This is a genomic window from Methylobacterium sp. J-077 (assembly GCF_022829365.1).
Lineage (GTDB): Bacteria > Pseudomonadota > Alphaproteobacteria > Rhizobiales > Beijerinckiaceae > Methylobacterium.
The window spans coordinates 26,967-36,823 of the sequence record NZ_JAKSYJ010000101.1 but is presented as its reverse complement, the minus strand read 5'-3'; the positions used below and the strand labels follow the sequence as shown (position 1 = coordinate 36,823).

11 protein-coding genes are annotated in these 9,857 nt (G+C 71.1%); 5 read left to right on the top strand and 6 right to left on the bottom strand.

Annotation, left to right across the window (positions count from 1 at the left end):
* Both MKL11_RS08430 and MKL11_RS08425 read left to right on the top strand, forming a co-directional pair.
* Positions 1–198, top strand: a 198-nt coding sequence (locus tag MKL11_RS08430) for an efflux RND transporter permease subunit (protein WP_243942151.1), incomplete at its 5' end; no start/stop codon positions are given.
* A complete protein-coding gene (locus tag MKL11_RS08425) occupies positions 195–1,877 on the top strand; it encodes an efflux transporter outer membrane subunit (RefSeq protein ID WP_243942149.1) in 1,683 nt (560 codons plus the stop codon). The genes MKL11_RS08430 and MKL11_RS08425, both read left to right, overlap by 4 nt.
* Positions 1,878–1,893: 16 nt before the next feature.
* Here MKL11_RS08425 and MKL11_RS08420 read toward each other — a convergent pair whose 3' ends face one another.
* The 4 genes from MKL11_RS08420 to MKL11_RS08405 form a co-directional block, all read right to left on the bottom strand.
* A complete protein-coding gene (locus tag MKL11_RS08420; protein ID WP_243942147.1) occupies positions 1,894–2,685 on the bottom strand; it encodes a flagellar hook basal-body protein in 792 nt (263 codons plus the stop codon).
* Positions 2,686–2,790: 105 nt separating this feature from the next.
* Positions 2,791–3,258 carry a secondary thiamine-phosphate synthase enzyme YjbQ gene (locus MKL11_RS08415; protein WP_243942145.1) on the bottom strand — a complete coding sequence of 156 codons (468 nt, stop codon included), beginning with the start codon at positions 3,256–3,258 and terminating at the stop codon, positions 2,791–2,793.
* Positions 3,255–5,183 carry a cisplatin damage response ATP-dependent DNA ligase gene (locus MKL11_RS08410; protein ID WP_243942143.1) on the bottom strand — a complete coding sequence of 643 codons (1,929 nt, stop codon included), beginning with the start codon at positions 5,181–5,183 and terminating at the stop codon, positions 3,255–3,257. Before MKL11_RS08410 ends, MKL11_RS08415 begins: the two co-directional genes overlap by 4 nt.
* Positions 5,180–6,235 (bottom strand): ligase-associated DNA damage response exonuclease, encoded by a 1,056-nt coding sequence (locus tag MKL11_RS08405; protein WP_243942141.1) that lies wholly within the window; start codon positions 6,233–6,235, stop codon positions 5,180–5,182. Before MKL11_RS08405 ends, MKL11_RS08410 begins: the two co-directional genes overlap by 4 nt.
* A gap of 122 nt (positions 6,236–6,357) precedes the next feature.
* On the opposite strand from MKL11_RS08405, the gene MKL11_RS08400 reads away from it, so the two are divergent.
* Complete coding sequence (locus MKL11_RS08400) at positions 6,358–7,305, top strand: methyltransferase domain-containing protein (protein ID WP_243942139.1); 948 nt, start codon at positions 6,358–6,360, stop codon at positions 7,303–7,305.
* A gap of 67 nt (positions 7,306–7,372) precedes the next feature.
* Positions 7,373–8,167: a YoaK family protein gene (locus tag MKL11_RS08395; RefSeq protein WP_243942137.1), complete on the top strand. Its 795-nt coding sequence runs from the start codon at positions 7,373–7,375 to the stop codon at positions 8,165–8,167.
* A gap of 35 nt (positions 8,168–8,202) precedes the next feature.
* On the opposite strand, the gene arfB is transcribed toward MKL11_RS08395, so the two are convergent.
* On the bottom strand, positions 8,203–8,634 hold the full coding sequence (gene arfB / locus MKL11_RS08390) for an alternative ribosome rescue aminoacyl-tRNA hydrolase ArfB (protein ID WP_243942135.1): 432 nt from the start codon (positions 8,632–8,634) through the stop codon (positions 8,203–8,205).
* A 158-nt stretch (positions 8,635–8,792) separates the two neighbouring features.
* Complete coding sequence (locus MKL11_RS08385) at positions 8,793–9,089, bottom strand: BolA family protein (RefSeq protein ID WP_243942133.1); 297 nt, start codon at positions 9,087–9,089, stop codon at positions 8,793–8,795.
* Between the two features lie 108 nt (positions 9,090–9,197).
* Here MKL11_RS08385 and MKL11_RS08380 point away from each other — a divergent pair, with 108 nt between their 5' ends.
* Positions 9,198–9,821, top strand: a complete 624-nt coding sequence (locus MKL11_RS08380) for a J domain-containing protein (protein WP_243942132.1) — start codon at positions 9,198–9,200, stop codon at positions 9,819–9,821.
* The last annotated feature ends 36 nt before the right edge of the window (positions 9,822–9,857 follow it).

The window sequence follows — 9,857 nt, the reverse complement described above, 5'->3', positions numbered from 1 at the left end:
GTCGGCCTTCTGCCGGCGGCGGTGTCCACGGGCATCGGCTCGCAGGTGCAGAAGCCGCTGGCGCTCGTGGTGGTCGGCGGCATCATCCTGGCCCCGAACCTGATCCTGGTGGTGGTGCCGGTGCTGATCTCGCTGTTCTCGCGGCGGCGCCCGAACCCGAATGCGCAGGCGCGGACCGAGCATCGGGTCGCGGCATGAGCCGAACGGGAGCGGCGCGGGCCGGGCGTCGTCACGTGGCCGGGGCGCCACAGCGCGGCTCCGGCGTGCAGGATCGCGACACCGTCGGATTGACTCGGCGCTCCGCCCGGACGCTCTACCGAGGAAGGGGTTTCGGGGGCATGATGGTCGAGTTGGCGCCGAAACGGTGCGGTCGTGCGGCTGCCGTGCTGGCGGCAGCGCTGTGCCTGTCGGCCTGCGCGGTCGGCCCGAACTACGTGCCGCCCGAGGCGCCGCCGGTCGGCCGCTACACCAAGGAGCCGCTGAAGAACCCGTCGGCCGCCGACAACATTCGCACCCGCCAGGGCGGCTCCGCGGACCAGAGCTTCGTCTCCGGCGCCGACATTCCGGGCCAGTGGTGGACCCTGTTCCACTCCAAGCCGCTCAACCAGCTGGTCGAGCAGGCACTGGCCAACAACCCGACCCTGGAGGCGGCGCAGGCCTCGCTGCGGATCGCGCAGCAGAACGTGCTCGCCCAGAAGGGCACGCTCTACCCGAGCCTGACCGCGACCCCGCAGGCGCAAGGCGTTCTGGCGCCGGGCCTCGACCTGCAATCGCCGCTCAACAACCAGACCAACTACCTCTACAGCCTCTACACGCCGCAGGCGGTGGTCTCGTACAATCCCGACGTGTTCGGCGGGAACCGGCGCCAGATCGAGTCCCTGGAGGCCACCACCGAGAACCAGCGCTTCCAGTTGGAGGCGGCCTATCTCAGCCTCACCGGCAACGTCGTCACCGCCGCCATCCAGGAAGCGGCCCTGCGGGCGCAGATCGACGCCACCCGCAAGGTGATCCAGGCGCAGACCGAGGTGCTGCAGCTGTTCAACAAGCAGCTCTCGCTCGGACAGATCGCCGGGGCCGACGTGGTCCAGCAGCAGGCCGCGCTGGCGCTCTCGCAGCAATTGCTGCCGCCCCTGGAGAAGCAGCTGGCGCAGCAGCGCAACCTGCTCACCGCGCTGGCCGGGCGGCTGCCGTCCGACGAGGTCTCGGAGACCTTCCAGCTCTCGGCCCTGCGCCTGCCGACCAAGCTGCCGGTGAGCCTGCCCTCACGCCTCGTGCAGCAGCGCCCCGACGTGAAGGCGGCCGAGGCCCTGGTCCAGCAGGCGAGCGCCGGCGTCGGCGTCGCCGTGGCCAACCGCCTGCCGCAATTCAGCCTGACCGCCACGGGCGGTTCCAGCGCGGTGCGGCTCGCCCAGGTCACCAATCCCGGGGCGGCGTTCTTCACGATCATCGGCCAGGCGACGGCGCCGATCTTCGATGCCGGCACCCTGTTCCGGCGCCAGCGGGCGGCGGAGGAGACGCTGACCCAGGCGCAGGCGCAGTACAAGGCGACGGTGATCACCGCCTTCCAGAACGTCGCGGACGCCCTGCGGGCGCTCCAGGCCGACGCCAAGGCGGTGGCGGCCGCCGATGCCGCGGTCAGCGCCACCAACCAGAGCCTCGGGCTGATCCGCAAGCAGTACACCGCCGGTGCCGTCACCTCGACCCAGGTGCTGATCGCCCAGCAGGGCTACCTCTCGGCGCTGGTCACCTCGGCCGGCGCCCGCGCCACCCAGTACGGCGACAGCGCGGCCCTGTTCGTGGCCCTCGGCGGCGGCTGGTGGAACCGCAACGACGTGGCCCCGCCCCCGCCCGAGACGGACCCGCTGAAGTTCCTGTGAGGCGCGCCCTCGGGCCTCACACGTCCATCGCGATGGCGTCCTGCAGCATCTGGTCGGCGGCGCTCATCACCTTGGTGTTGGCGGTGTAGGCCTGCTGGGTCTCGATCATCTTGGAGAACTGGTCCGAGATGCCGGCATTCGACTGCTCCACCGAACCGGCCGCGATGGTCGCGCCATCGAGCCCGAAGCTCGGCGTCCCGGACCGGCCGTTGGCCACGTAGGTACCGCCGTCGAGGGAGGTCAGGTTGTCCTGGCCGCCGAACTGCGCCAGCGTGAGCGACCCGAGCGCCTGCGTGCTGCCATCCGCGGCCGTGCCGGTGAGCGTGCCCGCGGGCGAGACCGCGAGGCTCGCCAGGGTGTTCGCCCCGGTGGGGACCTGGACCGGCGCGGTGGCCGAGGGGCCGGCGAACAGGTAATAGCCCGCTCCGTTGACCAAATAGCCGCTCGAATCCGCCGCGAAGTCGCCACGCCGGGTATAGCCGGTCTCGCCCGTGAAGGTCGGGCTCTGCGGCGTGCCGGTGTTCGACCGCACCACGAAGTAGCCGTTCCCCGAGATGGCGAGGTTGGTCGAGACCCCGGTGGACTGGATCGTCCCCTGGATGCCGAGGGTATCGCGGGTGCTGGTCGAGACGCCGCCACCCGACTGGGCCTTGGCCGTGGTCTGGGCCAGCATGTCGGCGAAGCTCGTCTCCGTGGTCTTGAACCCCGCCGTCTGGGTGTTGGCGATGTTCCCGGAGATGTTGTTGAGCGCGAAGGACTGCGCCGAGGCGCCGGCCACCGAATTCGAGAGCGCGTCGTAAAGGCCCATCGGGGTCTCCATTCCCGAGACCGGCCCAGAAAACCGATCCTATCCAGGCCTATAGACGCGCAGCATGGTTAATCGCCGGTGTGTGAGCGACTGTTGCTGGCCGGCTCACGCCCCGATCACGCTCAGAACAATCTCCCGCCGATGCGGCCGGTCGCGGTGCTCGATCAGGTAGATGCCCTGCCAGGTTCCCAGGGCCATGCGGCCCTCGACCAACGGGATGCTCAGGGCGGAATCCGTGACCAGCGTGCGGATATGGGCCGGCATGTCGTCCGGCCCCTCGGCGCCGTGGACGTAAGGCGCGCCGCGCGGGGCGAAGCCGTCAAGGGCGGTCATCAGGTCGGTCTGCACGTCCGGGTCGGCATTCTCCTGGATCGTCAGCGAGGCCGAGGTGTGCCGGCAGAACACCGTGACGAGCCCGTTCCGGATGCCGCTGCCGCGCACGAACTCCGCCACCGCCGCGGTGAAATCCGTGAAGCCCTGCCCCTGGGTCGCGATGGTCAGGCGCCCGCTCGCGTGGCGCTCCACCGCGCCGGAAGCCAGGAGCTCGACGGAACCGATCTTGCCCTGCCTCATGCATCCGTCTCCGTCAGCGCGGCCCCCGGGGCGATCTCGCGCTCGCCGCGGGCCAGGATCCGTTCCAGCACGTCGATCCGGTCGGCCTCCGCGGGGGGCTTGTCCCAGCGGATGCGGCTGACCCGGGGAAAGCGCATCGCCACGCCGGATTTGTGCCGGGTCGAGCGCTGCACGCCCTCGAAGGCGATCTCCAGCACGAGGCCCGCCTCGTGGCCATGGGTGACCTCGCGCACCGGTCCGAACCGCTTGGTGGTGTTGTTGCGGACGTAGCGGTCGAGCTTGGCGAGCTCGGCATCGGTGAAGCCGTGATAGGCCTTGCCCACCGGCACCAGCTCGTCGCCGCCCTCGGGTGCCTCCCGCCAGACCCCGAACGTGTAGTCCGAGTAGAACGACGAGCGCTTCCCGTGGCCGCGCTGGGCGTACATCATCACCGCGTCGACGATATGGGGCTCCCGCTTCCACTTCCACCAGGGCCCCTTCGGGCGACCCGGCAGGTAGGGGCTATTGCGGCGCTTGAGCATCACGCCCTCGATCGCGTCCGCGTCCTCCCCGGCCCCCACGGAGGCCGGGTCGGCCCGGGCGGCGGCGAGCGCCTCCCAATCCGCGAACGGGACCACGGGGGAAATGTCGATCCGGGCATGGTCGAGGCGCGTGACCAGGGCCTCCAGCTGCGCCCGGCGGGTCGCGAACGGCTCCGCCCGCAGATCGTCGCCGTCCAGCGTCAGCAGGTCGTAGGCCCGGACATGGGCGGGGAACTCCTCCAAGAGCTTTCCCGTCACCGCCTTCCGGTTCAAGCGCTGCTGCAGCACGTTGAAGCTCTGGACCCGGCGCTCGCGCAGGATCAGCAGCTCGCCGTCGAGCGTGCCCGTGAAGGTGATCGCCTCGGCGAGATCCGGGAACGCCCCGGTGATGTCCTCGCCGGTGCGGGAATAGACCTTGGCGACCTGGGCGCCGGCCCGGTCGCGCCCGCCGACGAGCTGGACGCGGATGCCGTCCCATTTCCACTCGGCCGAGAAGGCCTCGGGCTCGAGCTTCTCGAGATCGGCCTCCTCCTCGATCGGATGCGACAGCATCGGCGGCCGGAACGGGGCCGGGTTCAGGGTCTCGGGCCGCTCGGCCCGCCCCTCGACCCAGGCGAACAGCGTCTCGAACGGTGGGGTGAGCCCGTGCCAGACCTCCTCGACCGCATCCGCCTCGTGGCCGCCCAGCGCGCCGACCGCGGTCTTGGCGAGCCGCGCCGAGACGCCGACGCGGAGATTGCCGGTGACGAGCTTCAGGAGCGCCCAGCGCCCGGTCTCGTCGAGGGCGTCGAGCCATTCGGCGAGGTGGCGGGGCAGTTCCCGCTTCGGGATGGTCGCCAGGGTCTCAACGACCTCGGCGAGGGTCGGAACGTGCGGGGGCGGGTTGTTGTGGCCGAGACCAGCCGGCGCATCCCCTCCCCCCTCTGCGGGGGCTACGAGGTTCGCAGAACGGTCGGTGTAGGGCTCGACGTGCCCCCTCTCCCGTGCGGGAGAGGGTTGGGGTGAGGGGTCAGGTCCTTCCGGAGAGGTCGCAACCCTCACCCTGTCCCTCTCCCGCACGGGAGAGGGGACCTGCGCCTCATCCGGCGCCGTATGAAGATCGGAGCCCGCAGAGGGGGGAGGGAGATCCCGCGGCGCCGGCCAGATCAGCGCCGTGGTCTCGGCCAGATCGCCGACATAGTTGTGCGACAGGCGGAACAGCACCGGATCGATGCGCTCCTCCACCAGGCCGCGGATCAGGGCCGGCTTGGCCTCGCGAAAATTGAGCGTGCCGGTCATGGCGCCCAGCGCGTAGCCGCGCTCCGGGTCCGGCGTGCGCGCGAAAAAGTCCTGGAGCAGGCGCAGCTTGGCGTTGCGGCGCGGCTCGTAGGCCAGGCGGTCGAGGAGATGGGCGAAGTCGTTCACGCGGCCACCTCCGGTTCCGCAGCGTCGGCCGGGGCCGGCTCCGCCTCGCCGTCGTCGCCATAGCCCAGCAGATGCAGCGGCTTCGCCTTGATCCCTTGCGTCCCGCACCAATGGACCAGGGCATCCTCCTGGCCGTGCGTCACCCAGACCTCGCCGGCGCCGGTCTCGCGGATCGTGCGGCACAGGTCCGGCCAGTCGGAATGGTCGGAGATCACCAGCGGCAGCTCGACGCCCTTCTGGCGGGCGCGGGCGCGGACCCGCATCCAGCCCGAAGCGAAGCACGTCACAGGATCGGGGAATTTGCGCGACCACAGGTCCTGCATGGCCGAAGGCGGGCAGATCACGATGGCGCCGTGCAGGTCCTTGCGGTCGGCGGCCACGACCTTGGGCGTGTCGCCCAGGGGGATGCCCTCGCGCTTGTACAGCTCGGTCAGCTTCTCCATCGCCCCGTGCAGGTGGATCGGCCGGTCCCAGCCCTCCTCGCGCAGCAGCGCCATCACCCGCTGCGCCTTGCCCAGCGCGTAGGCGCCGACGATGTGGGCGCGCTCCGGGAACAGGGCCACCGACGCCATGAGTTTGCGGACCTCGTCGCGCGTGTCCGGATGGGTGAAGACCGGCAGGCCGAAGGTCGCCTCGGTGATGAACACGTCGCAGGGCACCACCTCGAAGGGCAGGCAGGTCGGGTCCGGCGCCCGCTTGTAGTCGCCCGACACCACCACGCGGACGCCGTCCCGCTCGATGGCGATCTGGGCCGAGCCCAGCACATGGCCGGCGGGGGCGTAGCGGACCGTGACGTCGCCGACGCGCAACGCCTCGCCGAGCCGGGCCTCCTGGCGCTGCCGGCAGAAATCCTCCCCGTAGCGCACCGCCATGATCCGCAGGGTCTCGGGCGTCGCCAGCACATGGCCGTGGCCGGCCCGGGCATGGTCGGCATGGCCGTGAGTGATCAGCGCCCGCTCCACCGGCCAGGTCGGATCGACGTGGAAGCCCCCGAGCGGGCAGTAGAGGCCCTCACGGGTCAGGGTGAGGAGGTCGCTCGCGCGTGTCGGCATCGGGCCCGTTGCTGCCGGTGGAATCCGCCGGTGACCCCGGTATATAGAGCGCTCTCCGCCGAGATGGCCGCCGGTTCGGCGCGAGAGAGCGCGCCATTTCGGTGCCCCGACCCGGCAGACGCATGGCCGCACAACACAGTTCCGGCGATCTCCTGGCCGACCGCCGCTATCGCTACGCGGAGGCGTGCTTGGCCGATGGCGATTTCCCCGGGGCCGCGGATCTCGCCGCGCAGGCGCTGGAGCTCGCGCCCCGCTACGCGCCGGCCTGGCTGCTGCTGGGCCGCGCCCGGGAGGGGCTGGCCGCCCAGGGCGACAACCCCGCATTGCGGGCGGCGGCGACCCGGGCCTATGCCTGCGCCCTCGACATCGACCCCGACGATACCCTCGGCGTGCGGGCGCACCTCGTTCGCCTCGGCGAAGGCGGCGGGCTGCCGGCCCTGTCGCCGGCCTATGTCCGGGCCTTATTCGACGGCTACGCCTCGCGCTTCGAGCGCCATCTCGTGGACGGGCTGGGCTATGTCGGCCCGCAGCTCGTCCTGGATGCGCTGCCGCCCGAGCCGGAGCGGTTCGACGCGGCGCTCGATCTCGGTTGCGGCACCGGCCTGATGGGCGCGGCGATCCGCGACCGGACTGGGCACCTCACCGGGGTCGATCTTTCCCCCGGGATGCTGGCGCTGGCCCGGCCCAAGACCCAACACGGCCGGCCGCTCTACGACCGCCTGGCCGAGGGCGATCTCGGGGCGTTCCTGGCGGGCGAGCCGCCGGCTTCCGCGGATCTGTGCCTGGCCGCGGACGTGCTGATCTACGTGGCGAACCTCGCCCCGGTACTGGAGCAGATCGCAAGGGTCCTTCTGCCCGGCGGCCTTGCGGCTTTCACGGTGCAGTCCCATGACGGCGACGGCGCGATCCTGGGGGCCGACGGGCGCTACGCCCATGCGGATTCCCACATCGCCGCTTCGGCCCGCCGGGCCGGCTTGGACATCCTGACCCTGCATCCCGCCGATGTCCGGCGGGAGGGCGGCCGGCCGGTGCCGGGCCGCGTCGTTGTGTTGCGCCGCACTGCGGCATGAAAACGCCCGGCTAATCGTCCATTGTCAGTCGGCCGCCTCAAGCGCGGCGGTGGAATCGGGGATCGGCATGGCGGATATCGGCGGCGGGAACGATGGTGGCGCACAGGCGCGCAAGCCCGACCTGCCAGCGGACCGCTCCTTCCCGGCGGATCCCCGGACGCGCATCTTCTTCGCCATCGCGCTGGCGACGCTCGCGGGCTGCGCCGATTCCATCGGCTTCCTGGAATTCTCGCAGCTGTTCATGTCGTTCATGTCGGGCAACACGACCCGCTTCGGCGTGGCGGTGTCCAACGGCGACTGGGAGAACGTCACCCGGGTCGCCAGCACCATCAGCCTGTTCTGCTTCGGCGCTTTCCTGGGCACGCTGATCGCCGCCTGGATCGGGCGCTGGCGTCTCGCGGTCCTGCTGACGCTCCAGGCGCTGCTGCTGGCGGGCGGCCTGCTGATGCCCTGGGGCAGCTTCGCCTATCCGCTGCACGCCTACCCGATCGTACTGGCCCTGGGGCTCCAGAACGCGACCCTGCAGGACGAGGGCGGGCGCTCGCTGGCACTGACCTACGTCACCGGTGCGGTGGTGCGGTTCGGAACGGGCTGCGCCAACCTGCTGCTCGGCACGGTGGCGCCCTCGTTCTGGATCCAGGCGCCGCTCTGGGCCGGGCTCAGCACCGGCGCGATCCTGGGCGGCCTGCTCGACATCCGCTACGGTGAATCCGCCTTCCTGTTCCCCGCCGGCCTCGCCGCCCTGCTGGCGCTGATCGCGATCGCGCTGACCATCGCCAAGCCCGGCAGCACCCTGGTCGCCGGCTCGGCGCCCGCCCCCGACGCGAGCCCGAAAGCGCAGGTGATCGACGCGATCCACTGAAACCGGCCCGCTGGCCTTTCGCCGAGGCCGGCGGGTCAGCCGTCCGAATCCCGGTAGCTGCCCCGGCCCTGCTTGATCACGGCGCGGCTCTTCTTGGCGCCGATGCGTCGCTCTTTCGAGCCCTTGGTCGGCTTGGTCGCGCGGCGGATCGGCGGCGGCGGCTTGGCCGCCTCGGTCACGAGATCGACCAGCCGCTGCAGCACGTCCGCCCGGTTGCGCTCCTGGGTCCGGTGCCGCTGGCCGGACAGGACCAGGACGCCGTCCTTGGTCAGGCGCCGGCCGGCGAGCTTGTACAGGTTCGCCTTGACCCGCTCGTCGACCGAGGGCGAAGCCAGGATCGACCAGCGCAGCTGGACCGCGGTCTCGACCTTGTTGACGTTCTGCCCGCCCGCCCCGGAGGCGCGCATGAACGACAGCGCGATCTCGTCGTCCGCGATGGCGATCCGCGCATTCACCCGCAGGGCCATGGCGACCTCCGGGATGCGGTCGCCCGGGTCCGTCGGCCGGTACGCCGGACCAGCGGCTCCGGCGCGGAGCCGACGTTCTCGGACGTGTGAACCGGAGCCACGATCGCCATATCCTCTCGTACCAGCCCGGCGGCTGCGCCGGACCGGGGCTTCCGAGTTCAGGCGGCCTCGGCCGGGGTGCGGGCGCGCAAGGCCAGGGCATGCAGGCCGCGCCCGAAGGCATCGTCCAGCAGGGCGTTGACCAGGCGGTGCCGTTCCACGCGGCTCTTGCCCTCGAACGCCGAGGCGACGATGTCGAGCCGGTAATGGGTCTCGCCCCCCGGCCGCGCGCCAGAATGGCCGGCATGCAGGTGCGATTCGTCGATCACATCGAGGTGTGCCGGCGCGAGTTCCGCGCGCAGTTTCGTCTCCATCCAGCCACGAAGGGTGTCGTCTTTACCGGTCTCGTCAGCCATCGCGCCCTCATCTCAATTCGCCGGGATCCGTCAAGCCCGATCCCGCGCATGCGTCATCAGGCCCGGTGCCCTTGTGTCTCCGGTTTGCCCCCTCATAATCGGCCCGTCATGGATCTCAACTCGCGGCTGTTCGACAGCATCCGGATCAGAAAACCGTCCTGCGACGAGCCGAAGCCCGCGGCCGACGGCACGTGCGAGGCGCAGGGCTGCACGCAGCCAGGGCTGCACCGGGCTCCGAAGGGGCGGAAGGCGGAAGGCCAGTACTGGCGGTTCTGCATCGACCACGTCCGCGCCTACAACGCCAGCTACAACTACTTCGACGGCATGAACGATGCCGCCGTCCAGGCTTTTCAGAAGGACGCGATCATCGGGCACCGCCCGACCTGGGCCATGGGGGTGAACCCGGCCGGCCAAGGCAAGCCGGCCGAGGAGCCGGCCCGGGACTGGGCCTATGTCGATCCGCTCGGCATCCTGCGCGGGGCCGGTGTCGAGGGACGGCGCCGCGCCCGCCAGCCGGAGCCGGAAAAGCCCCGCCGCACCGCCACGGTGCGCCGTGCCCTCGACGTGATGGGTCTCGAAGAGGGGGCGGACGGCCCCGCCATCAAGGCGCAGTACAAGGCGCTGGTGAAGCGCTTCCACCCCGATGCCAATGGCGGCGACCGCTCGTTCGAGGAGCGTCTGCGCGACATCATCCGCGCCCACGACGTCCTGCGCGCCGCCGGCCTCTGCTGAGCGGCACGCGTCATGCACGCCGATCCGGTCGCACGA